Consider the following 24,062-nt stretch of genomic DNA (forward strand, 5'->3'; position numbering starts at 1 on the left):
TGCGCGGCATTGGGGTTAGGCTGCCTCCTAATCGCTTCCCCCTAACCTGGGGGGAGGCTATGAAATGCAAACGGCTGGTGATCCGATGGCGAGTCGCCGAATCAGCGGGTTCGGGGTTCAAGTCCCTGATGGCGCACCACAATGTGGCCCTTGACCAGGTATTCCGGTCAAGGGCCACATTTGTTTTACCTGTCCTGCCGGGCGATTCCCAAAGAAGCCCCAAGAATTCAGCATTGCCCGGTTCCGCTGGCCGGTAGTCCCACCAAACCCCCAGTCCAGCACCGCAAATGAGCCTGACGCCGGCCCAGGTGACGCCGCCCAGAGATCGGCCCCCACTGGCGGCCGACGGCAGACTCCGTGTTGACCCTCGGCGATATCTTGCCGATTTCCTTCCTTGCGACGGTGAGCGTGGGTGATATCTGTAAAATCGGCAATATTCTGCTGATTTAGGCATCGGTTCGGGTAGTCTGATGGAATCCGCACAGTATCGGCAGAATATTGCCGGTTTATGGAGGTGATGCGATGACCGTGGTATCGAGCATCGGCGACGCCATTCACGCGGCACGCCGCCGTCATCGTCTGACGCAGGAGCAGTTGGCGGAGCTGGCGGGCACCTCCACTCGCACGGTACGCGAGATCGAGCACGGCAGCGGCTCGACCAGTATCGCCACTGTTGCCGCAGTGGCCGACGTGGTCGGACTCGCCCTGGGTGTTGTCGGTTGAAAGAACTCGAGGAGCTTCGGCGGGTTACCCGAGCGAATGTGTACAAGGCTGGTCGGTGCGCCGCTGTTCTGGAGCGGACAGCGGAGGGCGGGACCGAATTTCGCTACGAGAAGGACTACCTCACCAACCACGGTGCGCCTGTAGCCACGACGCTCCCGCTCGGCCCGGATCCGGTACGCAGCATCGCCGGCGCGGTGCCGCCCTTCTTCGAAGGTCTTCTGCCCGAGGGACATCGGCTCACGGTGTTGCAGCGTGCGGTCAAGACCAGTATCGACGATGAATTGAGCCTGCTGCTGGCGGTGGGAAGCGATGTGCCCGGAGATGTGCAGATCATCCCTGCCGATCAGCCGCTCACCGAGTTTCCGCCATTGGTCGAGGGAGGCTCGCCCGCCGAACTCGAATTCGCGCGATTCGTAGACGAAATCGATACTCATGCGCTGCCGGGAGTGCAGCGCAAAGCCAGTGCGTCGATGATCAGCGTGCCGTTTTCAGCTCAGTACGGCCGGTTCATTCTCAAGCTCTCACAACCGGAGTATCCCCATCTGGTGGAGAACGAAGCGGAGCATCTGAAAGCGGCGAGGTTGATGAAGATCCCTGTCGCCGAGGCGAATCTGGTGACTGACCGCATTGGCGACACCGGTCTGCTGGTGCGGCGTTTCGATCGAGTGCGCGAGGGTCAGTCGTGGCGACGCTTGGCGTTCGAGGACGCGACACAGGTACTAGGCTTACCTCCGGCGTCGAAGTATCAGCCCGATGCGGCCACCGTGGTCAACGCACTCGCACAGATCGCAGAGGCTCCGACCGTGGCTCGCCGAAACCTGTACTTGCAGTTTCTCTTTGCCTGGCTCACCGGAAACGGTGACCTACACGCGAAGAACGTCGGTGTAGTCGAGGGGCCCGGCGGGAAATGGGGTGTCGCACCGATATTCGACATTCCCTGCACTCTGGTCTACGGAGATGACTCGATGGCACTGCCGATCTCCGGCCGAACCCGCGAGTTACGCGCCCGTGACTGGGCTGCGTTCGCCGCAGAGATCGGACTCACCGAGCGAGCCGCGGTTTCGGCGCGCACTGTCGCACTCCGAGCGGCCGTGGCAGTCGACTATGCCGCCCTGCCGTTCTCTGGATCGCCCCTGCACCAAACGGAACGCGAACTGCGTTGGCGGCGCGCCGAACTCGGCCGCTGAGGGCTGAAACGAGTGATTACCGAATGCCGCCACGCCAAGGCCAGGCGCTGACGTTCGCGCCGAAGCTACGAGCGATGCCGACAAGCGCCGCTGGCAGCCTTCGGGGACCTGGCCGGAGGTGAGATCTGGCATCAGTAAGTACTGACCGATGTTGTCGGGTCGCGGGTGAGGAAAGAGGTCCTGGACGTCAGGGTTCCTGACGTCCAGGCGGACGAACCGTGAAATCCCGGTCGCTGGGCCGGAGATCGCCGTTCGGCCGATCGCGACGCTGGTGCGATAGATCCCCGTCTGTCGCGGCGGTCGACGGGGGCTTGGTCGCTGACCCTAGTGGACTGAAGTGCGCGCTCATGCCGATGAGCGTGCATGACCGCGCCAGATCAGCGGTCCTGCATTCAGTCTGGTATCGCCTGAGCAGTTTCGGGCGAGGTCAGTTGCACCAACATCGCGCCGAACAGCATGATCACCGCCCCGACCATCTGAGGTAGTTCGAGCGACTGGCCGAGCAGCAGCCACGCCAGTGCGGTGGCGACCAGTGGCTCCACCACCGCCAGCACACTGGCCAGTGCCGGGGGCAGGTCACGCAAGGCCAAAAGACCGGCCAGGTAGGGCAGAACGGTCCCGGCTATGGCCAGCGTCAGCAAAACCAGCCACACCGGTGCCTGCAGACCGCGCAGCACAGCCGGTGCTGTGAGTAGTTCGGAGGGCAGCGTCCACGGCGGAGCGAACACCGCCATCACAATCGCGCCGACGGCCAATCCGACTGCGGTCAGCCCGATCGGATCGTGCCGACTCGCGCCGCGTTCACCGAGGAGGAAATATCCGGCCGAGCAGACCGCAGAGCCCAGACCCGCGGCAACACCGAGTAGATCCAACCGAGCGTCTCGCCAGAGTTGCGCCACCATGACCAAACCGGCCACCGCCAACCCGATGCCCAGCCACACCAGCCCCGGCAACCGAGTGCGCCGCACCGTCTGCACCCACAATGCCACCAGTGCGGGCGCAAGATTTACCAGCACCATCACCACTGCCACCGGAACCCGGTCCACCGCAACGAAGAACGTCAGTTGCACGCCGGCGACACCGAGCACTCCGTAACTGAGCAGCAGCCACAGATCGGCACGGCGGAACCGCAGCGCCCGAGCCCGCACCACTGCGACCACCGGCACCAGCAGTACCGCGGCCAACGCGATCCGCACCGAAGTCACCGCTACAGCAGAACCGCCCGCCACCATCACAGCCTTGGCCAATGGCCCGGAACTCGCGAACAACACCCATGAGGTCACACTCCAGCCGGTTGCCCGAACCCGGATCGGCACTGCCGCAAGCTCTTCCCCGATCGCCACGCATGCAGTGTGAACAACCATCGCTGACCCGGCCACAGAATATTCGCATATGATGATGCGTCAACCGGCAATCCATCAGGACGTCCGCTCATGCCGCATGGCGCGCTGTTCGAAACGGCCACACGGCACTCCCGAAGATCAACGGGGTGAGATCATCTCGGTCTCCGCAACGGCACGCCGGGAACCAGTCCGGCGTCCTTGAGGTGATCGCGTGAGGACCAGAGGAATCGCCCACGAGATCCGTCCTCGACGAGCATCAAACGCCACGGATTGAACTCGAACGCTTCCGGACCGACCATGATCCCGTCATAGCGGGCCTTGTTTTCCCTGATCTCATCCCGAGACTGTTCGTCGCCCGCTTCATACAGCGCAGGGATCACCGTTTGAAAGATCGCCTCCGCTGGTTCTCTGATCAGCGACTCGCCCTCCCTGTACGAAGGGCGGTCCACCAGTTGCTGCATGCGGACCACGGTGTAGATGAGTTGGGCCTGCGGGTCGAAGATGCCGACTGATTGACCACCACACCACCAGCGGATACGGCCCCACTGCCAGCGCCAGAAGTCCGGCTCGGGCATCTTGGTGGCGTCGAGTTCGAACTCGACCGCGAACCTCTCTGGGTCACCAACAATCACTGCGGACCACCACCCCTTTCCGAGACCGAGGGTATCTTCGCGATTCCCCTTAGAACCAAACGCCTCGCTGCGACCGGATGGGCAATCCCGAGTCCGCTGGGAGCACCCAAACGCACTGAAATACCGCGACCCGTGCGGCTCGCGGCGGAACGGGAAGGTGCGCAATCCGAGATCATCTCGACCGAGGGAGCGCACTGAACTAGCTCATGGAGACCGGTCAGAGGTGGTCAGGCATCAGGGCTTGGAAGGTCAGTTGGCCGCGATCCACCGCAGGCGCCGAGCGCGGCCGGGATTCAACCCCGGCACCAAGAATTCCCCAAACTCTCAGAGCCGCTACGCGCGATTTCACGCACGTTGACGCAGGAAAACCGGCTACTCAACTTGATCCCCGAACAACGAACCCCACGTGGGAATCCATGCACTACCTGCACATTGACAAGAACTCTCGATCAGCGGGTTCGGGGTTCAAGTCCCTGATGGCGCACCACAAGATGGCTCCGACCGGATTCCGGTCGGAGCCATCTTCGTCTCTCTTGATCGGGTGTTGGCGAATGTCCGCGCAGAGCGTTCCAGTTGCGGACCCGTTGTGCCGCAGGCGGTCTCGCCGCCGGGTGCGCGTTGGTGGCAAGCCGATTCGATCCGGGTCGACGACGGCGGGCGGCCGTATGTTGGAACGATGACTGTCGATACACGCGCCATGCGGCCGAAGGCCGCCGTCGTCGCAACGGATCAGGACGCCGCTTCAGCCGCGATCGCGAGGGTGTTCGAACGTCTCGAAACCGCGCTCGCGGCAAAGGATGCCGTTGCGTTCGACAGTGTCTTCACCGATGACGTGGTCTTCATCAATCCGGCGGGCTCGGTTTTCTCGAACTGGGATGAGCTGCACGCCTACCACCTGACCGCGATGCGGGACAGCCCGGACGCCGAGGCGCACTACACGATTCTCGCGGTGCGGCTGCTTGCCGGTGGACATGCGATCGTCAATGTCGAGCAGACGCTGCGGACCCCGGATTTCTCGGTCACCAACCGCGGAACCTGGGTTTTCACCGAACGAGACGACAACTGGTGGGTCTGCTCGGTGCACAACACGAATGTGGCGGGCACAGCGGAACGGCATACGGCCGAAGCTGCCAGCGACTGACTCGACCTCCGTGAAACGTCTCCGATGCCGCATTGACGGCGATTCGAATCGGCCAGGGTGACCCCGGAAGGGATACGGGCCGGTCCGGATCGGCACCGGCGCAGACACTTTCGTGTGCGAGACCTCACCGGGCGTCCGGGCGACGTTGCGACGGGGCCGCGGCTTTGCGGTTCAGCTTCGAGAATGCCTGTCGGAGTTGAATGATGCGGATGCTGCCGGCTACCGCCATCACCAAGAGGCCGGCTACGGCGGCTACCAGGATCGCTACGCCGACCGGCAGCATGAAATGCCAGCCCAGGAAGCCCAGGCGCACGCTACTGGTGTTCTGCACTACGAAGATCAACAGTGCGACCAGGAACAGGCCGCCGACAGTGAGGCTCACCCAGATGCTGCCCGCTCTGGTGCGGCGAATTCTGGACTCGCGCGGAGCCGACGGCGGTTGCGAAGTCGGCGGCGGCTCGGGGGGTGGTGCGGTGCGCGGCGGCTCGCGGGGTGGTGCGGTCTGCGGCGGTAGCTGAGTCGGGGGCGGGGCGGGCGGCACCTCACCTCGTCCGGCCGGAATGGGCGGCCTGCCCTGATCTGCGGGATTCACATCGCTCTCCTCTGGATTCGATACCAACGAGAGCTGGCGTCATACGTTCTCGTTGCAGACTTCTCTTCCAGGGTGATGCCCGTTTATCGGCCGCTCAATCGGAGTCGGCTATCGCCTCCCGCTCCCGGGTGAAGGTGTCGCTATTGGTCTGAACCGCGTGCGCCCAGGGAAGAGTGACCAGGTCGGGCGGAGCGCCCGGTCGAGGCGGTTTGACGGCCTGATCCGATACCAGGTGCCAGGCAGTGTGCAGCCGACCTTCGCGTATCAGGCCGGTGAAGGAGCAGATGGCGGGGGTGTCGCCGGGGGCGATGAAGGCGAATTGGGCGCACGGGCCCTGGTGCAGGCCGAGAATGGGAACTTCCTTGCCCGCGAAAACGCTGTCGGGCAAGGAAGTTTCGAAGGCGCCTTGGAGACGGCCCCCGGAGTCGTCGGTGATGGTCAGGCGCGAGCCGTACTCGTTGCGCCACCGGCCTTTCCAATCAATATTCGGCATGGTCCGCGAATACCCGCCCAGGGGTGGGATATTCGGTGCGGCCGTCTTGATCAAGCATGTAGGCCGACCGCCGAACCGACCCGGACGGCCCCGTGTCCATGTCAGCCCTGGCGAGGTGGAATCAAACCGAGGGCCGATCGAGGGCAGAGGGCGACGGCGTCCCGGGCGGCGGTGAGGTGCCGACGCGTGATGGTGGGATCGCCGGAGTGGTCGCGGGCGAGGGGGTAGCCCCAGTCGTCGCGATCGAGGATTTCGGGGAGCAGTTCGTTGCACAGTCCGCGTCCGTCGCATCGGGTCCAGTCGATGTGGAGCAGGAGATGGGTCATCGTGGGCTCCTGTATCCGGCCGCGCGGAGAGTGGCCTGACAGACGCCGCGCCGGTGCAACCGGACATCGTCGGCGAACGCGATGAGCGCGGAGCGGACCATCCGGGCGGTGCCGTCGGGGTGATGGCAGGATCCGCGACCGTCGACCAGGTGGGCCAGGCGCGCGATCTCCGCGGGATCGCCGCCACCGCGCCCATATGCCAGTTCGGTGAGATCCGCGGCGAGTTGTGGCAGCCCGTTCCGGCACGGCCCGCACTGGCCCGCGCTCTGTTCGGCCAGGTAGCTGGCGATATCGGCGCTGGCGCGCAGACCGCACTCGGTCAGTGGGAGCAGCCGGACGACTCCGGCGCCGGGCGTGGCGTGCAGCGGGCGCAGCCCGGCTGTCGACAGTGCCGACTGCGGCAGGGCAGTGCCGGGAATCCAGGTGCCGTGGTAGCCACCGATCAGCACGGCCCGCACGGTGCCGGGATCGGTGCGTCCGCCGCCTGCGATCAGATCGAGCAGCGGGGTGCCGATGGGTACCTCGACGACCCCTGTGACCACGGTGCGACCGAGGGTGACGAGCATGGTGCCGGGTTCCTCGGCCGTGCCCAGGGCACGAAACCAGTGCGGCCCGTAGCGGGCGATCAGGGCTATGTGCGCAAGGGTCTCGACATTGTGCACCAATGTCGGCCGGCCATGTAATCCCTTGTGCGAGAGACTCATCCGTTGATCGCTGGGCAGCGCCGCTCGTCCTGCGATGCCGTTGACGACGGCGGACTTCTCACCGGAGAGGAAGGTGTCCGGGGCAACGGTGAGCTGGACGCGGGGCTCGCGGCATCCGGCGGCGAGGCGTTCGGACAATGCCCGGCGGACCGGCGTGAGCGCCGATTCGGCGGCATAGAGATGGCACTCGCGCGCACCGACGGCCGCGGCGGCAGCGGTGAGTCCGTCGAGCACCAGGTGCGGAGCCCGCGCGAGCAGCACCGCGTCCTTACAGCTCTCGGGTTCCCCCTCGGCGCCGTTGGCGATGAGGATCGGCCCGCGTTCCGCACCCGCTGCCGCCATCTTGCGCGCGGTGGGGAAGCCGGCACCACCGCGACCGCGCAATCCGGCCGCGGCGATCAGATCGATGAGAGCCCGCGGATTCGCCGCCGGAGCGAGCGGACCGTGACACGCGATGTGCGCGGCCAACTCCGGCCCGGCGGCGGCCAGCAGGCGGTGGGTCCCGGCGGGCGGGGCAGGGCGGACGGCGGGCTCGGCGACGATCAGGTCGTGATGGTTGTTCATCGGATGCCCCGCTCCCGTGTTCGGCCGAATTCCGCGAAATCGCCGCTGATCCGCCAGGCCAGCGCGGCGGCCACGGCGAGCGTGCACGCCGCGGCGATGACGAGCATCCACGGCCGCCCCGCGTCGGTTCCCGCGCCGAGCGCATGGATCAGCGCGAGCGGCCAGAAAGCGTATGCGGCCCAATGGATCACACGAAACACGCGGGGACCGATGCGGTGCCGCAGCAGCGCCGAGAGAGCGATCGCGACGAGCAGATCGACGGCGACGGTCCCCAGCCCCACCCACAGCGGACGGTAATCTCCCGCGAAGGGCACCAGGGTGTCGAGCAAATGCAGCTGGGAGTACGGATCCGCGAGCAGGCTGAGCACATGGACCCCGACCAACACGGTCGCGATCAGCGCTGCGCCACGGTGCAATTCGGCGAGACCCGAGCGCGGCAGCAGCAGCGCCCGCCCGGAACGGGACCCGATCCCGGTGATCACCGCGACCGTCAGCATGGCGAGGGCGGTAGCTCCGCTGCCCCGGCCGAACGCCCAGAGTGCCTGGTCCAAGCTTGTCTGCACTACGCCTACGTCCCTTCCCGATCGGTGGGCCAGTTACCCAAGGTGCTGGCCCGGCCATCGCGATCGACAAGCCGGGCGGGTAACCCGGATCGGCGCAGCCAGCCGAGTGCGTCCGCGCCGCGAACGATGCTGGCGGTGCTGGCCGCATTCGCCGCCAGGCACGATCCGGCGGCGACTGAGACGGTGCGCCACACCGGTTCTGCCGCCACCCCGGTCCGCGGATCGACGATGTGGTGCACGAGCCGACCGCCGCGGAACCATTGCCGGCGCAGCGTGCTGGAGGTCGCCACCGCGGCCCCGCCCGGTAGCCGGATCTGGCAGCGCGGTTCGCCGGGCCCGTCCTGTACCTCGATCTGCCATCCGTCCGCAGGGGCCGGTCCGGCGGTGGCGATATCGCCACCGAGACCGACCAGCACGCCGCAGCCGAGTTCCCTTGCGACCAACCGTGCGGACTGGTCCGCGGCGAAAGCCTTTGCCGTGGCGCCGAGGTCGAGCAGCACACCATCGGGCACTGTCACAGTGCGATCCGCGAGGGCGATCGACGACCAATCGGCGCGCTGGGTAACCGTAACCCGCATGGGCGCAGCATTTTCCGCGGTAGCGGTGCCACCGATCAGGGTGTAGTCACGGTCATAGCCCAACCCGACCAGCACCGCCCCGACGGTCGGATCGACGTCACCGCCGGTTGTCTCCGCGACCTCGAGTGCGGCGCGCAGATACTCGGCGAACAGCGAACTGATCCGGACCGGACAGCCGCGGTGATCGGAGATCCGGCTGACCTCGGAGTCGCCGCGAAACCGGCTGCATGCCTTATCGACTGCGTCCAAGTACGCGCGGACCAGACCGAAGGCCGCGTCCAGTACATCGGGATCGGTGACGACGAGACGGGCCGTGGTGCTCCACAGCGGCCAGTCCACGGCCGCGAGCGATCGATCGATCTCTGGGTCGACCGCGACGCGTCCGGACATCACGATCCGCTCGAGCGCGCATGCGAGCCGCCCCGCCCGGACTGGATCCGCGGAACGGTACCTCCGGTCGTTCCGCTGTCGGAGCCGGGTGAATCCGATTGCCCTGCCGACGAACCGGTCCCGACCGCGGGCGTCGATACGTGTGCGGCGCTGGTATCCGAGTAGGCCGTCACCGAGGCGCCGATCGTGCCTGCCACCCCGAGCGCCAACAGCGCCCGGGTGGCATTGCGCCCGGCCCGGCGCCCGGGCTGCGATACCGCCATGGCGTACCTCTTATTCGTCTTACTCGTCGATGGTGAACACCATCGTGCTCACCTACTCTTGGAACGCTCTGAGAATTCGCCGCGCGAACGCTCCGAGCGGACCACCGTGGGAAATTCGGTGGCAGGCTGGCAGCATGCTCGCTACCGCGATCGCCGGACCTCGGGTGTTGCTGATCGAAGACGACCGGCAACTCGCCGAGATGCTCTCGACGCTGCTGACCGAAGAGGGGTACCGGGTGGAGACTGCCCGGGATGGGCAGGCCGGGCTGCATCAGGGTTTGACCGGGGAGTTCGAGGTGATGATCATCGACCGCGGTCTGCCGGTGCTGGAGGGTTTGGACCTGCTGCGCGTACTGCGCGAGCGCGCCGTCAGCACACCCGCGCTGGTCCTCACCGCTCGCGGGGCACTGGCGGATCGGGTGGAGGGTCTCGACGCCGGCGCCGAGGACTACCTGATCAAACCGTTCGAGATCCCGGAATTACTCGCGCGGGTACGGGCTCTGCACCGTCGACATCTCGCCGCCACGGCGTCCCTCCCGGTCGGCGGCCGGCTACTGGTTCTGTCCGACCGTACGGTCGTCGACCCGAGCGGCGCCCACGACGATGTGGCATTGTCCGACCGCGAATGCGGGTTGCTCGCGGCGCTGGCCCGATCACCCCGGCAGGTGTTCACCCGGCCGCAGCTGCTCGAATTGGTCTTCGATCACGCCGATACGGTCGGCACCGTCGATACCTATGTGCATTATCTGCGCCGCAAACTCGGCCGCGAGGTCATCGACACCGTGCGTGGGCTGGGCTATCAGCTCGGCCGCCGGTGAAGCTCCGCCCGCTCGGCGGGCAGGCCGCGATACCGACCGAGGCGGCGCTGCTGCGGCGCACCGCGCGGGTGGCGGCCGTGCAGGCCGCCCTGGCACTCGCCGCGGTGCTGGTGCTGGTGGGTGTGGTGCTCTACGTCGCCGATGCGCGTATCCAGAGCCGCCAGATCGATGAACAGCTTTCGCAGGTGGTCGCGAGTGCCGACGACGTCAAGGACCCACCGCCGGGCATGGCGATCGCCATCGCCGCACCGGACGGCCGGATCTCCCTCAGTCCGCACGCGCCCGCGCCGACGGTCACGGCGGTGACCGGACCGACCGGCTACCGCGATATGCACGCCGACGAGGTGGATTACCGGGCACTGGTGACAGACCAGTCCGGTGGGAAGATCGCGGTGCTGATCGACTTGACGCCGTGGCAGCGGGGCCGGGAACGGCTGTTGCTGGCTTTGCTGGCGGCCGAGATCGCCGGTCTGGCCGCCGCTGCCGGTGTGGCCGTTGTGCTTTCGCGCCGTGCGATCCGTCCCCTGGCCGATGCGCTGGAACTGCAACGACGCTTCGTCGCCGACGCCTCGCACGAACTGCGCGCACCGCTGACCGTATTGCATACCCGAGCCCAGTTGCTGGCCCGCCGCACCGATCTCGACGAGACGTCGCGCACCCAGCTGAGCGGACTGGTCGACGACACCCGCGCACTCGCCGATGTCGTCGACGATCTGCTACTGGCGGCATCCGCGCGGCACGAACCCGGCCGCGTGGAGCGCACAGATCTGGTTCAGCTGTGCGAAGAAGTCCGTGAAAGCGTTGCCGCGGAGGCGGATTCACACGGCATCGGCATCGCCGTCACGGCCGATCCAGCTGCCGGCGAAATCATGGTCGACGGCGTCCGCCCGGCGCTCCGGCGTGCGGTTTTCGCACTCGTCGACAACGCGTTGAACCACGAAACCGCCGGGGGCACCGTCACTTTGAGCGTCGACCGATCCGGGTCCGAGGCGCGCGTCACCGTCTCAGATACCGGGGCCGGACTCGAACCTCGAAACGCCGAACAGCTTTTCCGCCGGTTCGCGCACGGTGACGGGCACAGCGCGGGCGTCAGAGCGCACGGGATCGGGCTCGCGCTGGTCCGCGAGGTCGTCGAGGCGCACGACGGGTACATCACCGTCGGCGGCGCGCTCGGCCGCGGCGCGACCTTCACCGTGCACCTGCCGATCGCCGCGCACCGCTGACCGCGCTGCTGCTGAGAGCCCAACGGCGCGAAAAGGTCCCGGCAGTGCGACTGTCGGGACCTTTTTCGTGCCGGTGTGGCCGCGTCGGAGAGTCAATCGCGGTCGAGGATGGTGGTCACCAGCATGGTGTGGTCCTCCATGCGGCGCGTGACGGTCCAGCCGAGTTCGGCGAAGGCGCGTTCGTATTCGTGCTGCGTCCAGAGTTGGACGCCGGTGATGGTGTGGTAGATCTCGTAGGTCGGGGAGAACCAGGGTTGTTGGGTCCAGTGGTCGGCTTCCAGGAGGTAGCCGTCGCCGATCACCAGGCGGCGCATATTGGGGAACCACTCCATCCAGCCGCGCAGGACCGCGGCTATGCCGTCGCCGTCGCTGGCCAGTTGGTGGAGCAGGAAGAATGACATGGCCGTGGTGACGGTGTCGCGATCGACGGTGGCGAGCCAGGCGGGCGGGGTGGGTCCGACCCGAGTGGGTGCTGCCATGACTGAAATCCATTCGATGGGAATGTATTTGGTTCTTCGATATTCAGTGAAGCAATCGAAGTTTGTGTCCCGGTGAACGCAGGTAACGAATCCGTTTCGCGAATCCACTGAATTGATTGGGGCACAGCACATTTCAGGCATGCGAATAGCGCACGCCCAGCAATTGCGTGCGCATTATCGGATTATTCGATTATCGAGGTCTGCGAGGCGAACAGGGAGTCCGCGGCGCGCGCCGTTGCGCGCCGGCGGACGAGTGTGGTGGCCGCCGCGACGACGGCCAGGACGACGAGCGCGGCCGGTACCGCGGCCCGCATCGATACGACGGTGGCGACCACGCCGAAGCCGACCGTGGCGAGGGCCGCGCACAGGTAGGCGACGGCGGCGAAGCGAGCGGAGACCCGGGCGTGTTGATCGGGAGCTGTTGCGGCACTGAGAATTCGGAGTCCGGAGCGGTAGGCGATACCCTGTCCGCCGCCCGCGATCACCGCGCCCGCCAGCAGCAGCGGCAGGCTCGGCAGCCAGGCGACGGCCGCGGCGATCGCGATACCCGTGAGGATGACCAGCTGTGCCGCAACCGGTTCCGACGGCAGCGCGCCCGCCGCCAGCGCCCGCTGGGCCAGCCACGCCGCGACCAAGTACAGGGTGACCGGCAGTGCCAGCAGCATGATGTTGGTCGTACTCAGCAGCGCCGCACCGTAACTCGGCAGCAGTGCGACCACCAGCCCGGCCGATACCCAGGCCGCGATTCCGACGAGATATCCGACGAGTACGGGCTCATGCGATATCGGTGCGGAGTGCGCCGCGCGCGGCGCTACGGTAGGCCGCACGGCGCGATCCGAGAGCACCGGCAGCGCGATGATGCCAAGTACGACCGCGTGCACCAGGTAGACGGTCACCCCGGGCGCGGGCAGATACTGCGCCAGCACCGCCGCCGCGAATGTGCCCAGAGCGGAACCGAATACGGTCGCGCTGGCCATGGCGGTGCGCCCGCTCTCACCCCGGCGCTGCAGTATCAATCCCGCCAGCGATCCGGTGACCAGGCCGACCGAGAGTCCGGCACAGATCCGCGCCACACAGGCGAGCCAGGGCGAATGCGCCAGTGCCATAGCGATATCCGCCGCCACACCGAAGCCGCTGCCGACTCCGATCCGCCACCACCAGGACGCGCTGGACGAGGGCGTACCGAGCAGTGCGAGCGTCGGGGTGAGCGCGATCAGATAGGCCGCGAAGATCACCGTGATGTGCAGCGGCGCCAACGCCCAGGCATGCCGGTAGTACGGCATCATGCCGGTCGCCAGGTTGGGCTGCGCCATGATCAGCACCAATAGCGCGCCCGGAAACGCTACCCTCATCGAGCCTCCAAGTGAGGAGATCTTCTCGATTAGAGAGTAAACAACTGAGAAGAACTTCTCTACTCGACGGCCGGATTCGAGTACCGTTTTCGACCTACCCGCTCCGGTGGCGCACCGCGTCGGTCAGGATGGAGGCGTGCCCGTGAACACCCGCAGCGATGCCCAGCGCAGCCGAGTGCTGCTGGTGGACGCGGTCCGCAATCTGCTGCGCGCCGGTCGGATCGGCTTTTCGATACCGGAACTGGCCGCCGAGGCGGGCGTCGGCGTGGCCACCGCGTACCGGCACTTCGCCACCCCGCACGATGCCATGCAGGCTTTCCACCGCCGCGCCATCGAACAACTCCTGGAGGCGTTCGCCGAGGTCGATACCGCGTCCGGCGCCGACCCCGTCGAACGCTTCCACCGGTGCTGCCGCACCTGGGTCGACCAGGCCATGCAGTGGGGCCCGGCCGTGCGTTACATCCGCAGCAGCAGCGGTTTCATCGAACGCCTCACCCGGGGCGACGAAGCCATCACCGCCATGCACGACATCCTCGCCGACGTCCTCAATACCCTTGCCCGCGAAGGTAAGACCAGCGAATTCGATGTCACCTACGCCGTCCTGCTGTGGATCACCATCTTCGACGAACGCGTCGTCTACGACCTCGCCGAGCATCGCGGCTGGTCCCCCACCGAGATCACCGATCACCTCACCCGCGCCGTGGCGGGCGCCCTGGATATTCGACTGAACTAGTTGACCCACGGCGGGTCGACGATGGTGCCGTCGGGGAGTTCACCCGTGAAACCGACGGGCGCCGTGACCATGACGATGGCGGGGGCATCGGCCGAATTGTCCAGGCGGATGGCGGAACCCGCGGCGGCTACCGCGGCATCGCCGGGGGCCAATGATTTGGTCTCACCCTCGATCGTGACGGCGATCGAGCCGGAGAGCAGCACAAAGGCCTCTTCGCGCAGGATGCGATGGGCGACACCCCGGGTGCCGGGGGCGATTTCGAGCCGCCAGACGCAGAGTTCGGCACTGCCGGTGGCGGGGCGGACGAGCGGGGTGAAGGTGGAGCCGTGCAGCTGGTGGGATTCGACGTCGGCGGCGTGGATGACTGGCATGTGCAACTCCTATTTGGTCAAGCAGCTTGTCTATATGGTCAATCTTGTTGACTAATCTGTCAAGTGCCAAGATGCATGCATGCCCGCAACCGCTCAGGACCTGCCGCTACTGCTGCTCGCGGCCGCCGCCGAGGTCACCGACGCCATTCACCAGGAGGTGGCGGCGGCCGGATTCGACGACATCCGGCCGAGTCACGGGTTCGCATTCGTGCGAATGGCGCCGAATGGGGCCACCGTGGGTGAGATCGCCGAACATCTCGGGGTGACCAAGCAGGCGGCGAGTCAACTGGTGGAGGAGCTGGTGAAAAAGGGGTACGCGGAACGCAATCCGCATCCGAGTGACGCGCGGGCCCGATTGATCACGCTCACCGCGCGGGGGTGGGCGGCCACCCGGGCGGCCGATGCGGCGATCGCGCGCTTCACCCAGCATTGGGGACGGGCGCTCGGAGCGGGTGCGGTGGTCGAGCTCCGCAATATGCTCGCCCGCGTGGTCACGCCGGGGCGGGTGCGGCCGTCCGCGTGGTGAGATCGTGATCAATCCGTCGGCGCGCCGCACCAATAGCCGCATAGGGTCTGACCAGCGCTGTTGTTAGCGTCGCGGAGTGGAACCGAACGAAACGGACACACCGGTCTCGCCGCGGACCGCACGGTGGGTGATCATCCTCTGCGTGCTGACGCTGATCGGATCGCTGGCGGGCATCGGGTATTCGATCTTCGATCAGGTGCGGCGCACACAGGACGAGGCGGATCGGATCGCCAGTGCGGCGGCCGGAATGAGCTTCGTCGCCCCCGACGGCTGGCAGCAGATGCCGCAGGACGAGGGCGATCATCTGATCTTCGGGCAGGCCGCGCTGGAGAAGCAGGGCGGCGGGGACGGGATGATCCTGATCGGCAAACTCGACGAATCCCTTTTCGCCGCAGCGGAACCCGACGACACCCGCGCGGCCTGCTCACTCGGCTCGGGTATGGGGGAATTCTTCTTCCCCGATACCGGCAAGCGGGTGGATACCGAGACCCTTGACGTCAAAGGGCGTGAGGTGACCGGGAAGTCGTGCTTCTATCGGGTCCGGTTCGATGATTCGAGCACACCCCAGGCCGAGATCTACTCCGCCGTGGTGCAATCCGATAGTCGACGATGGTGGGTGTGCTGGCTCGGCAATACCGAAGCGCCCGTCGACCGCACCGCCGCAGAGCGACTCGCGGCCTCGATACGGCCGATGTGATCAGCCGAGTTCGAGGGTGGTGACGCCGAAAACCTTTTCCCGGGAATGCGATCGGGGCGCGGCGGTGTACATGCGCGCCGTCTCGAAACTCGGGGTCAGCCCCGCGGACTCCACCAGGCGCACCGCGGATTCGTTATGGAGTGGGATATCGATGGCCAGCGCTTGGACCCCCGCCGCCAAACCCGCGAGCAGCTGTCGGGCATCGGCCTCGGTATCGGCGAAGAGCGGGCCCACCCGATGGGAATCCCTTGCGGGACGGATTGTTCCGTAGCCGGTCAAACTGCCGTCGACAATCCGCACCAGCGTCCGATGACCGGGAGTGCCGAACCAGGCATCGAGAAATCCGGGTCGATCCGCCGGAAGACAGGCGGAGTCGAAGGCGCGCACCTCGGCGAAATCCCCAGTGGCCATGGCGCGCACACTCGCGTCCGGCGGCGGCAGCCGCGGCACACCGGTGAAACGCGCACTGCGATAGGCGAGTTCGAATCCACTGCGCCGATAGTTGTCCTGCTGATCGGGCACACCGTCCAGCCCGACCACCCGCGCACCCGCGTGCGCCAGCCCCGCCTTCCAGGTGGCCAGACCGAATCCTGCGCCGCGCAAGTCGGGCCGGACGAGGTAGCACCCCAGGAACGCGAAATCATTGCCGTAGTTGACAACCGAGACCGCCGAGGCCGGTTCCCCGGCCAGCCGTCCGAGGAAGAACCCCTTCGGATCCTGTGCGAAGAACGCGGTCCGATCCTCTAGACCGGGATTCCAGCCTTCGGCGGCGGCCCATTCGATGACCGTGGCCCACTCGTGCGGGTCGGCGCGGTCGATGACGAGATCGGCATCCGGCATGGTTTCACGGTAGCCGCAAGCCGCTGCCCGCTCGGCGGGTTGCGGGACATCCGATCGGGTCACGACGGGTTCGGCCACCCGGCCGGGATGTCACCACCCTGCGGTAGGGTCGGCCTGGACATAGTGGACTACCTGCGGAGTTGCGATATGGCCGACTACGCGCACTCTGATCACGCGAGCCGCAGCCGGGAGGACAAGGCCCGGCGATTGGCGGCGTACATCTGGGCTCGCGGAATCACCGGCCCGGAGTTACTGGAGCTGCCCCAGGCACAGCGGCGCAAACTGGCGCGGGCCGCGGATACCAATCCGCCGAGTACCGATGAGACCTGGCAGGTGGTCGCCCAGCTGCTGGCCGAGAAAGACGCGTGGGCCGCGCGCCATCCCGAACATCCGGCGGCGGTGCGCGCGCATGCCGACGAGAAGATCCTCTGGGTGAAGCCGCCCGTGCGCCCCTGGAACGCCTGAGACTCTTGACAGCAAGAAATGAACGGGGGTTCACTGCTTGCGTGTCCTCAGATCACGAGCAGCCCTCCCCCGCCACGGACCACGCCGGTACCCGGCCCGCCGCCTGGCGCGACGACCTGACCGGCGGGGATGACTCGCTCTTCGCGGGCCGCCCCCAGCCCGAGGGCGAAATCACCGGCCGCACACTGACTTACGAGGTGACCGGGCGCATCGCGCGCATCACCTTCAATCGCCCCGAGCACGGCAATGCGATCACCTCGGATACGCCGATCGAATTGGCGGCGGCCGTGGAACGCGCCGATCTGGACCCGCGCGTGCACGTGATCGTGCTGAGCGGGCGCGGTAAGGGCTTCTGCGGTGGCTACGACCTGTCGATCTTCGCGGAGAACAGCTTCACCCCGCCCGAGGGCGCACAGCCGGTCGAGGGCACGGTCCTCGATCCCGTCGTCCAGGCGAAGAATCACAATCCCTGGGGCACTTGGGATCCCATGGTCGACTACGCCATGATGTCGCGCTTCAACCGCGGCTTCGCCAGCCTGCTGTACGCCAACAAGCCGACCGTCGCCAAGGTGCACGGCTTCGCCATCGCCGGCGGTACCGATATCGCGCTCTACGCCGACCAGATCATCTGCGCCGATGACGCCCGCTTCGGCTACCCGCCCACCCGCACCTGGGGGATCCCGGCGGCGGGTATGTGGGCACACCGGGTCGGCGATCAGCGCGCCAAACGACTGCTCTTCACCGGTGACAGCCTCAGCGGCAAACAGGCCGCCGAATGGGGCCTGGCCATCGAATCCGCGGCGCCCGAGGATCTCGACGAGCGCACCGAGGAACTGCTGCAACGCATTTCGCTGGTGCCGATCAATCAGCTGATCATGGCGAAGCTCGCCCTCAACAGCGCGCTGCTGAACCAGGGCGTGGCCAACTCCGGCATGGTCAGCACCGTCTTCGACGGCATCTCCCGGCACACCCGCGAGGGTTACGCCTTCCAATTGCGCGCCGCCACCGCCGGTTTCCGCGAGGCCGTACGCGAACGCGACGAACCCTTCGGCGACTGGAAGCGCGCGCAGTTCCGCAAGCCGGCGGACGAGGCTTGACCGGGCTGGAGCACGGGCGGTGGATCCCGGCCGAAAGCATGCCGGGATGACGGGGGTGTCAGCCGATTCCGGGCGCATCCGTCCGCTCGGCGCGCGGCACCACGCGCTCGGAGAGTGATCGCAGCGCCCGCGCCTCGTCATCGGTCATATCCTCGATGAACAGCTGCCGCACCAGATCCACATGATTGGGTGCGGCGGTTTCCAGGGCCTCGCGGCCCTGTTCGGTCAGCCGCACCTCGCGGCCGCGTGCGTCATCGGCGGCCTGGCAACGGTCGATGAGTCCGCGCGCGGCCATCCGCGAAAGGTGTTTGGAGAGTCTGCTCTTGTCCCAGCAGATCTCGGCGCCCAATTCCTTGGCGCGCAATTGTCCACCGGCCGTGGAGAGCGCGACCAGCACCTCGTAATCCGAAGTCGATAATCCGTCCCGGGCGAGCCCCGCCGCGATGGCCGCCTCCAAGCGCTGCCGCATTCGGATATAGGACTGCCAGGTGGCCTGTTCCTCGTCGCTCAACCAGCGGGTCATGAATGCATAGTATCCCGCATTGGTTGACATGGACACAAAGTCGCCGATCGCATATGCACATGCCGCGATAGATCCGAGCCGGAAATCGGAAGCCCCTCGCCCGCAACAACTTCACCGGTCCGTACACAACAAGTTCACCGGACGGCGCGCAACAACTTCACAGGAATGGCCGATATTGTGTCTGGCGGCGGTTCGGCCCGCTCGGAACTCCACTCGAAGCGGATTTCCAAGCGGATGAATGGGACACGTTCCGGCGGAACAGCTCTCGAAGCCGGCTCGGCGAATAGTTGTTTACCTGGATGAATAGCCCATCCGGTTGACAATGCAACGTTCCGGCGTAACTGTAGTGGCCGGACCCGTACCGGCCACCGTGTCGCAGCCTGCGACAGCGGTGGCATCCGCGCCGAATCGGGCCGCTGCCAACCTACTGCGCCGACATTGAGGAATACATGAACGTTCGCCGGCTTCTCGTCACCGCCAGCGTCGCGGGACTGACGATTCTTGCAGCCCCCTCCGCCCTTGCCCTCGCCAATGTGCCGACCGGTTCGTCCGGCACGGGCTCCTCCGCCATCGACACCGGCTCCGGCGCGACCGGTTCGGCCAACCTCGCCCAGACCGGCTCCGCCACCGGCGCATACAAGAACTGCGATGAGGCCCGCGCCGCCGGGCACGCCCCGCTGTTCCGCGGCGAGCCCGGCTACGGTCCGCACCTGGACCCCGATGGTGACGGAATGGCCTGCCCGACCGTCTGATTCATCCCCATAACGAGAAACACCCGGTGCCGCAGTGGGCATCGGGTGTTTTTTCATGCTCGACTCACCAGCGTCAGCGGAAGACCTTGATCAGGATCAGACCGACCACGACCACGCCCGCACCGATCAGGCTGTACTTGATCTTCGGCTCGTTCACCTTCGCGACCAGCGCCTGCTTGGTGTTGTCGGCCAACCGCTGCGGGTCGGCCCGCACCGCGAGTTCGTCGAGGGTGTTCGCGAGCCGGCTCCGTGCGGCCTCGATCTCCCGCTCGATGGCCTCGGTATCTCTCGCCACGTCACACTCCTGTCTGAAAAGCCGCGCTTGGGCGGCACCGTCGTCTCGAGGCGGCTCGCCACACACGGGCAGCCGACCTGCCCTGGAGTGTATCGTCCGCATGCCGTCGGACCGGCGTACTACGGTGGCGGCATGACCGAGAACCATCGACTCAGTCCCGGCGACACCGCGCCCGCCTTCACGCTTCCCGATGCCGATGGCAAGGAGGTGTCGCTCAGCGATTACAGCGGTCGTAAGGTGATCATCTACTTCTACCCGGCGGCGAGTACGCCCGGATGTACCAAGCAGGCTTGCGATTTTCGGGACAGTCTCGCCGAATTGAACGAGGCGGGGCTCGAGGTCGTCGGCATCTCCCCCGATAAGCCCGCCAAGCTGGCCAAGTTCCGCGATGCGGAGGGCCTGACCTTCCCGCTGCTGTCCGATCCCGATCGGGCCGTACTGCAGGCGTACGGGGCCTTCGGCGAGAAGACCATGTACGGCAAGACCGTCACCGGTGTGATTCGGTCGACCTTCCTGGTCGACGAGAGCGGCAAGATCGAGGTGGCGCAGTACAACGTAAAGGCTGCACATACGACAATCAACATTGACCGGATCTTGGGCAAGCGGAAGTAGGAAACCCCTAAACCCGTACAGGATCGGGGAGCCGCATAACGAGCCGATCCTGACGTGCGGGGGTAGGGGCAACCCCCTGGGGTACGCCTCGACCTGGTGCCGAGCGTCACACCGAATCTCCACCCACTCTCGCGGTGGCGCAATACGAAGACCACGGCGCAGCCCTGGAGCGCGGGCTTCCGTACGGAACCCCGTTCGTCAAGAAGGTAGAGACAAGCGCGTGCCTGGTCGGCGCGCCCTGTATCCGATGCGACAAGAAAGCCACGCCCACACTCGAAGCTCAGTGGAAGTCACTCGATGCCATCCGCAACGAACACGACTACCTGGAGTCCATCCGGGTCCATTCCTGCAGTGCGTGTGTTGGCACCGTGGCAGGGCTGATACTCCACAACATCGACCCACGCGCGGTAGGTGACTGGCTGATCCTCGGCTGACCTAACACCCTTGCAGGACTGATAGATTCACCGCTGGAACCGGACCGTCTAGCTCCCGGCCCGGTTCTTTTCGTTCCAGCCCAAGGTGTTTCGAAGACGATGCGCTTACGCGCTAGGTGCCCTGCTGCCAGTAGAAGTTGTGCCTCGGATACGGGCTCGGATCGAGGGTGGCCGCGACCAGCTTCCACCCTGCGGCACTCCACTCATCTAGGTGGGCTTGAATCTCGCCCCCGCTCTGGTCAGACGAGAGGCTGACATAGCTGTACATGTAGCGCCTACCCATCTACCGAGAGTAGACACGGCCTTCCAGGGTGTCTCGAAAACGATCGGTTGTCGAGATCCGATACAACTTCCGACCGGTCAGATGCAGTGCTGGGGAAATCATGCTCAGAACTGTCTTGAAAACCCGTCTCATAACCTCTAGTCTCAAAACCGGTAGCACAACGGGATTATGAGACAGGATCGAATCAGTGGCACTCATCGGATACGCCAGAGTCAGCACCACCGAGCAAGACCCACAACTTCAGCTCGATGCGCTCAAAGCCGCTGGCGCGGAACGGATCTTCACCGATCACGGCGTCTCCGGATCGAAGACCGAACGTCCCGAGCTGGATGCCTGCCTGGATCACCTCCGCAAAGGTGACGTGCTCATGGTCTGGAAGCTGGATCGACTGGGCCGCAACACTGTTCACGTGTTGCAGCTCATTGAAGAACTGACCGAACGCGGTATCAAGTTCCGTAGCGTCACCGATGGACTGACCACCGAGGGGGCCATGGGTAAAGCCATGCTCACGATCATGATGGCGTTCGCCGAACTGGAGCGGAACGTCATGATCGAACGAACCAAAGCCGGACTTGCCGCAGCAGCGGCCAACGGACGCAAGGGCGGCCGTCCCCGCAAGGTGGATGATGCCGACGCCGCCAAGGCCCGCGAACTGAAGGGCAAGGGAATCAGCGTCCCGGACATCGGCAAGATGCTCGGATGCTCCCGCGCGACTGTCTACCGGTACCTCTCCGGAGAATGATCAGGCCGCAACCTAGACCCTGGCCAAACCGGGGTCTATTTTCTTTTCTAAGCCACTAAAACACGCCTACCCGTACTTGACTCTCCCAGAGGTCTTAAATCCTCCCACGGGCAGTGAATGTATTGATAGGCTCGCCGTCTACCGACCTGCATGGGGGTGCAACTTGTCCAGCAACGAACTCATTAGAAAGTTGGAATTGGAGTCCGCCCGGAGGCGAGAGGAGATACGTGGCGAGTTTGAGATCATTCATGGTCGACTTCGGGAAATCAAGGAAGGGCTAGAGGTTACAAAGACAGGATTTGATGATATCGGGAGTCAGATGGAGGATATGAGCGGGCAACTGTACGAGATATTGAGACTAGTACGCGAGAAGTATTGAAACCGGAACCCCGACCCTCGAAGGATCGGGGTTTTCCTGTTTCCAAGGATCGAAATTCTAGTATCCCTACACGCATATTCCCTAAACACTCCGCGCTTCAATCGCTCCCTGAATCAGCTCTCGCGCTGCGTCTCCTTTAGCGGATTGTCCTGCAAGGATCTGAAACGCTTTGTCATAAAGCTCTACCTCTCGGGGCTGTGTCACCGACAACCCTGCGGAGACTGTTTCAATCTTCACCAAACTGCGGTCATACATTAGAAAGTTCACTACCGGCGCACGAAACAGAGACATCCGGGGAACTATCCCCAATGCCATCCGAGAAGAGCGGACATAAATAAGAAGCTGCTCAAGCTGCGCCAGCATAATCTGATCATCACCGACAGTCGTATAGAGCGCCTGTTCAGCGATTAGAAAATGGAACCTTCGCGGACCCTTCCGCAATATCTTCTGACGCTCAATACGCTCTTTAACGGCAGACTCCAGGTCATCGGGTATACCGATGAACTCGATGCATTCCCGCAGGACAGCGGTAGCGTAGTCACTCGTCTGCAACAGCCCCGGGATCAGATCGGGATCGTATCCACGTATAAACTTCGAGCTTGTTTCGACCTGTCCAGTCTTCTTCTGGGCATGTGCCGACTGAATTCGCTTCCACTCAAGATATGCGGCTTCAAGATTACGAACAGAAGCAATTAAGTCGGGAAGATGCAGCGGCGCATCGGTTATCGCACACCAAACACGAATATCCTTTTCGCTCGGTGTCTGCTTCCCGTGCTCATACCGCGATACCTTGGAGTTGTCCCAACCGGCGAGCCTGGACAACTCCAGGCCCGTCAGGTTGGCTTGCTTTCGAAGTTCGCGGAGACGCGCTCCTAGCGTTTCGCGTGCTTGCTGGACGCTACTCACTGTTTCGGAAAATACTCCGCATGTGGAGTGGCGACACTCCATACGACTTCGCGAACCGAGTTGCAATATTGGACTATGACCGGATCGGTCGTTACGGCCAATCCTCCGAGATTTCCATCGGTTCTGAAAGCCGTGAATGCTACTACTTCATCATCCAGGGTCCACCAATCATCGGTTGTCAGCTGGGTAGGATCTATATCGCTCCGAGGGAGCCAACGGACATCTTCCCCCGACGCAATATTTATTCGAGTAGTCGCGTGCAGGAATCGCGTGTAATCGGTATGAGGTTCCGACACGACACGTGCTCGTTGGACGACTATTCCCTTGTCAGTGACCTCTTTGATGAGGTTTTCCCACGACGACCAGGTTTCATCGAATGTGCCGGTTTTCAGATACTCGGCAAGGTCATCCGCCTCACTGTCTACCGCGTACTCATCCTGTGTCTCTAGATGGAATGCGCGGTATTTGCAATTCCGAAGAAGGTCGTTGAATTCCCTAATATCAAGAAGCTGCATCGTCGGGTCGGATCTCCTTCGCTTTCGGTACCACGATGCTCTGCTCGTAGTCGAGGATCTTCATCTGTGCCAGCGTCTCCGGGTCCGTCACGGGCTGCCCCGACAGCTCGAACGTGCCGTGTCCAGTGTCCTCCAGGCGTGTGCCGATGCAGCTGCCGCGCTCAAGGTACGCCAGCAGCCCATGCGGGATCTCGATTCGGTGCCTGTCTCCTTCGGGAAGCTTCCAGCCAACTACTACATAGCTCTCATCTGTGGCGTACAGCTGTGGCGAGCCTTCTTTGCGGGTATCGACGCCGAGGAAGCGAAGTTGCATCGTCCTGAATCCTTTGGGATAGACCGGTTTTCACAACAACCTGATGGTGTTCCTTCTCCGCTGGTCAGGTCAATGCCTTCGCCTGGATTGCTGCAAAAAGCTGCAAATCTGTAGACCAGAGCATCCCCACGTCCATAGCGTCGAATCAGGCGTTCGGGGCCGGTGCAGTCGTCCTGTCCCCGGACTGCCTCACCAACGACGGACAGGG

General features: G+C 64.8%; 32 protein-coding genes. 14 read left to right on the plus strand and 18 right to left on the minus strand.

The features are described 5' to 3' along the window. The first annotated feature begins 522 nt into the window (after nucleotides 1–522). Both OHB26_RS03725 and OHB26_RS03730 read left to right on the plus strand, forming a co-directional pair. Nucleotides 523–723 (plus strand): helix-turn-helix domain-containing protein, encoded by a 201-nt coding sequence (locus tag OHB26_RS03725; protein WP_330182833.1) that lies wholly within the window; start codon nucleotides 523–525, stop codon nucleotides 721–723. A gap of 38 nt (nucleotides 724–761) precedes the next feature. After that, nucleotides 762–1,910: a type II toxin-antitoxin system HipA family toxin gene (locus OHB26_RS03730; RefSeq protein WP_330182834.1), complete on the plus strand. Its 1,149-nt coding sequence runs from the start codon at nucleotides 762–764 to the stop codon at nucleotides 1,908–1,910. Nucleotides 1,911–2,302: 392 nt separating this feature from the next. Here the strand turns inward: OHB26_RS03730 and OHB26_RS03735 are convergent, their stop codons facing one another. Then, nucleotides 2,303–3,253, minus strand: a complete 951-nt coding sequence (locus tag OHB26_RS03735) for an EamA family transporter (RefSeq protein WP_330182835.1) — start codon at nucleotides 3,251–3,253, stop codon at nucleotides 2,303–2,305. 152 nt (nucleotides 3,254–3,405) lie between these two features. After that, a complete protein-coding gene (locus OHB26_RS03740) occupies nucleotides 3,406–3,885 on the minus strand; it encodes an Imm42 family immunity protein (RefSeq protein ID WP_330182836.1) in 480 nt (159 codons plus the stop codon). Nucleotides 3,886–4,561: 676 nt separating this feature from the next. Here OHB26_RS03740 and OHB26_RS03745 point away from each other — a divergent pair. Continuing rightward, entirely contained in the window at nucleotides 4,562–5,026 is a 465-nt protein-coding gene (locus tag OHB26_RS03745) for a YybH family protein (RefSeq protein ID WP_330182837.1), read from the plus strand. A gap of 124 nt (nucleotides 5,027–5,150) precedes the next feature. Here the strand turns inward: OHB26_RS03745 and OHB26_RS03750 are convergent, their stop codons facing one another. From OHB26_RS03750 to OHB26_RS03775, 6 genes are all read right to left on the minus strand, one after another. Next, entirely contained in the window at nucleotides 5,151–5,618 is a 468-nt protein-coding gene (locus tag OHB26_RS03750; protein ID WP_330182838.1) for a LapA family protein, read from the minus strand. Between the two features lie 94 nt (nucleotides 5,619–5,712). Continuing rightward, nucleotides 5,713–6,111 carry an avidin/streptavidin family protein gene (locus tag OHB26_RS03755; RefSeq protein ID WP_330182839.1) on the minus strand — a complete coding sequence of 133 codons (399 nt, stop codon included), beginning with the start codon at nucleotides 6,109–6,111 and terminating at the stop codon, nucleotides 5,713–5,715. Nucleotides 6,112–6,212: 101 nt separating this feature from the next. Then, complete coding sequence (locus tag OHB26_RS03760) at nucleotides 6,213–6,437, minus strand: ferredoxin (protein ID WP_330182840.1); 225 nt, start codon at nucleotides 6,435–6,437, stop codon at nucleotides 6,213–6,215. Beyond that, nucleotides 6,434–7,705 carry an NADH-ubiquinone oxidoreductase-F iron-sulfur binding region domain-containing protein gene (locus tag OHB26_RS03765; protein ID WP_330182841.1) on the minus strand — a complete coding sequence of 424 codons (1,272 nt, stop codon included), beginning with the start codon at nucleotides 7,703–7,705 and terminating at the stop codon, nucleotides 6,434–6,436. The genes OHB26_RS03760 and OHB26_RS03765 overlap by 4 nt, the downstream gene beginning before the upstream one ends. Continuing rightward, the gene (locus OHB26_RS03770; RefSeq protein ID WP_330182842.1) at nucleotides 7,702–8,268 is read right to left on the minus strand and encodes a ferric reductase-like transmembrane domain-containing protein; all 567 of its coding nucleotides are present in this window, start codon (nucleotides 8,266–8,268) and stop codon (nucleotides 7,702–7,704) included. Before OHB26_RS03770 ends, OHB26_RS03765 begins: the two co-directional genes overlap by 4 nt. A 5-nt stretch (nucleotides 8,269–8,273) precedes the next feature. Beyond that, nucleotides 8,274–9,236: an FAD:protein FMN transferase gene (locus OHB26_RS03775; RefSeq protein WP_330182843.1), complete on the minus strand. Its 963-nt coding sequence runs from the start codon at nucleotides 9,234–9,236 to the stop codon at nucleotides 8,274–8,276. Nucleotides 9,237–9,633: 397 nt separating this feature from the next. Here OHB26_RS03775 and OHB26_RS03780 point away from each other — a divergent pair, with 397 nt between their 5' ends. Continuing rightward, complete coding sequence (locus tag OHB26_RS03780) at nucleotides 9,634–10,317, plus strand: response regulator transcription factor (RefSeq protein ID WP_330182844.1); 684 nt, start codon at nucleotides 9,634–9,636, stop codon at nucleotides 10,315–10,317. After that, nucleotides 10,314–11,540 (plus strand): sensor histidine kinase, encoded by a 1,227-nt coding sequence (locus OHB26_RS03785; RefSeq protein ID WP_330182845.1) that lies wholly within the window; start codon nucleotides 10,314–10,316, stop codon nucleotides 11,538–11,540. Before OHB26_RS03780 ends, OHB26_RS03785 begins: the two co-directional genes overlap by 4 nt. 92 nt (nucleotides 11,541–11,632) lie before the next feature. On the opposite strand, the gene OHB26_RS03790 is transcribed toward OHB26_RS03785, so the two are convergent. Together OHB26_RS03790 and OHB26_RS03795 are read right to left on the minus strand one after the other, a co-directional pair. Continuing rightward, nucleotides 11,633–12,019 (minus strand): hypothetical protein, encoded by a 387-nt coding sequence (locus OHB26_RS03790; protein WP_330182846.1) that lies wholly within the window; start codon nucleotides 12,017–12,019, stop codon nucleotides 11,633–11,635. Between the two features lie 182 nt (nucleotides 12,020–12,201). Then, nucleotides 12,202–13,371, minus strand: a complete 1,170-nt coding sequence (locus tag OHB26_RS03795; protein ID WP_330182847.1) for a hypothetical protein — start codon at nucleotides 13,369–13,371, stop codon at nucleotides 12,202–12,204. A 136-nt stretch (nucleotides 13,372–13,507) separates the two neighbouring features. On the opposite strand from OHB26_RS03795, the gene OHB26_RS03800 reads away from it, so the two are divergent. Continuing rightward, nucleotides 13,508–14,104 (plus strand): TetR/AcrR family transcriptional regulator, encoded by a 597-nt coding sequence (locus tag OHB26_RS03800; RefSeq protein WP_330182848.1) that lies wholly within the window; start codon nucleotides 13,508–13,510, stop codon nucleotides 14,102–14,104. Here OHB26_RS03800 and OHB26_RS03805 read toward each other — a convergent pair. Then, entirely contained in the window at nucleotides 14,101–14,475 is a 375-nt protein-coding gene (locus OHB26_RS03805; RefSeq protein WP_330182849.1) for a cupin domain-containing protein, read from the minus strand. The genes OHB26_RS03800 and OHB26_RS03805 overlap by 4 nt on opposite strands. Nucleotides 14,476–14,554: 79 nt before the next feature. Here OHB26_RS03805 and OHB26_RS03810 point away from each other — a divergent pair, with 79 nt between their 5' ends. Further along, nucleotides 14,555–15,001 carry a MarR family winged helix-turn-helix transcriptional regulator gene (locus tag OHB26_RS03810; RefSeq protein ID WP_330182850.1) on the plus strand — a complete coding sequence of 149 codons (447 nt, stop codon included), beginning with the start codon at nucleotides 14,555–14,557 and terminating at the stop codon, nucleotides 14,999–15,001. Nucleotides 15,002–15,077: 76 nt separating this feature from the next. Then, nucleotides 15,078–15,698 carry an APA family fibronectin-binding glycoprotein gene (locus tag OHB26_RS03815; RefSeq protein WP_330182851.1) on the plus strand — a complete coding sequence of 207 codons (621 nt, stop codon included), beginning with the start codon at nucleotides 15,078–15,080 and terminating at the stop codon, nucleotides 15,696–15,698. Here the strand turns inward: OHB26_RS03815 and OHB26_RS03820 are convergent, their stop codons facing one another. Next, complete coding sequence (locus tag OHB26_RS03820) at nucleotides 15,699–16,538, minus strand: GNAT family N-acetyltransferase (RefSeq protein ID WP_330182852.1); 840 nt, start codon at nucleotides 16,536–16,538, stop codon at nucleotides 15,699–15,701. A gap of 147 nt (nucleotides 16,539–16,685) precedes the next feature. Here OHB26_RS03820 and OHB26_RS03825 point away from each other — a divergent pair, with 147 nt between their 5' ends. Further along, nucleotides 16,686–17,003 (plus strand): hypothetical protein, encoded by a 318-nt coding sequence (locus tag OHB26_RS03825; RefSeq protein ID WP_330182853.1) that lies wholly within the window; start codon nucleotides 16,686–16,688, stop codon nucleotides 17,001–17,003. A 41-nt stretch (nucleotides 17,004–17,044) separates the two neighbouring features. Next, nucleotides 17,045–18,100, plus strand: a complete 1,056-nt coding sequence (locus tag OHB26_RS03830) for a crotonase/enoyl-CoA hydratase family protein (protein ID WP_330182854.1) — start codon at nucleotides 17,045–17,047, stop codon at nucleotides 18,098–18,100. Between the two features lie 58 nt (nucleotides 18,101–18,158). Here OHB26_RS03830 and OHB26_RS03835 read toward each other — a convergent pair whose 3' ends face one another. Beyond that, nucleotides 18,159–18,623, minus strand: coding sequence for a MarR family winged helix-turn-helix transcriptional regulator (locus OHB26_RS03835; RefSeq protein ID WP_330182855.1), 465 nt, complete (start codon nucleotides 18,621–18,623; stop codon nucleotides 18,159–18,161). A 449-nt stretch (nucleotides 18,624–19,072) separates the two neighbouring features. Here OHB26_RS03835 and OHB26_RS03840 point away from each other — a divergent pair, with 449 nt between their 5' ends. Beyond that, a complete protein-coding gene (locus tag OHB26_RS03840; protein WP_330182856.1) occupies nucleotides 19,073–19,375 on the plus strand; it encodes an excalibur calcium-binding domain-containing protein in 303 nt (100 codons plus the stop codon). A 73-nt stretch (nucleotides 19,376–19,448) separates the two neighbouring features. On the opposite strand, the gene OHB26_RS03845 is transcribed toward OHB26_RS03840, so the two are convergent. Next, a complete protein-coding gene (locus OHB26_RS03845; RefSeq protein WP_067574554.1) occupies nucleotides 19,449–19,670 on the minus strand; it encodes a DUF3618 domain-containing protein in 222 nt (73 codons plus the stop codon). A 132-nt stretch (nucleotides 19,671–19,802) separates the two neighbouring features. Here OHB26_RS03845 and bcp point away from each other — a divergent pair, with 132 nt between their 5' ends. Both bcp and OHB26_RS03855 read left to right on the plus strand, forming a co-directional pair. After that, complete coding sequence (gene bcp, locus OHB26_RS03850) at nucleotides 19,803–20,282, plus strand: thioredoxin-dependent thiol peroxidase (protein ID WP_330182857.1); 480 nt, start codon at nucleotides 19,803–19,805, stop codon at nucleotides 20,280–20,282. Between the two features lie 134 nt (nucleotides 20,283–20,416). Next, a complete protein-coding gene (locus OHB26_RS03855) occupies nucleotides 20,417–20,716 on the plus strand; it encodes a hypothetical protein (protein ID WP_330182858.1) in 300 nt (99 codons plus the stop codon). Between the two features lie 112 nt (nucleotides 20,717–20,828). On the opposite strand, the gene OHB26_RS03860 is transcribed toward OHB26_RS03855, so the two are convergent. Next, nucleotides 20,829–20,999, minus strand: coding sequence for a hypothetical protein (locus OHB26_RS03860; RefSeq protein ID WP_330182859.1), 171 nt, complete (start codon nucleotides 20,997–20,999; stop codon nucleotides 20,829–20,831). A gap of 187 nt (nucleotides 21,000–21,186) precedes the next feature. Between OHB26_RS03860 and OHB26_RS03865 the strand changes: the two genes are divergently transcribed. Beyond that, a complete protein-coding gene (locus OHB26_RS03865) occupies nucleotides 21,187–21,741 on the plus strand; it encodes a recombinase family protein (RefSeq protein WP_330182860.1) in 555 nt (184 codons plus the stop codon). 460 nt (nucleotides 21,742–22,201) lie between these two features. Here the strand turns inward: OHB26_RS03865 and OHB26_RS03870 are convergent, their stop codons facing one another. From OHB26_RS03870 to OHB26_RS03880, 3 genes are read right to left on the minus strand one after another with little or no spacing between them, the layout of a single operon-like run. After that, entirely contained in the window at nucleotides 22,202–23,026 is an 825-nt protein-coding gene (locus tag OHB26_RS03870) for a helix-turn-helix domain-containing protein (protein ID WP_330182861.1), read from the minus strand. Then, nucleotides 23,023–23,541, minus strand: a complete 519-nt coding sequence (locus tag OHB26_RS03875) for a DUF6879 family protein (RefSeq protein WP_330182862.1) — start codon at nucleotides 23,539–23,541, stop codon at nucleotides 23,023–23,025. Before OHB26_RS03875 ends, OHB26_RS03870 begins: the two co-directional genes overlap by 4 nt. Further along, a complete protein-coding gene (locus OHB26_RS03880; protein ID WP_330182863.1) occupies nucleotides 23,528–23,854 on the minus strand; it encodes a hypothetical protein in 327 nt (108 codons plus the stop codon). Before OHB26_RS03880 ends, OHB26_RS03875 begins: the two co-directional genes overlap by 14 nt. Nucleotides 23,855–24,062 lie beyond the last annotated feature (208 nt).

It is taken from the genome of Nocardia sp. NBC_01503 (assembly GCF_036327755.1).
Lineage (GTDB): Bacteria > Actinomycetota > Actinomycetes > Mycobacteriales > Mycobacteriaceae > Nocardia.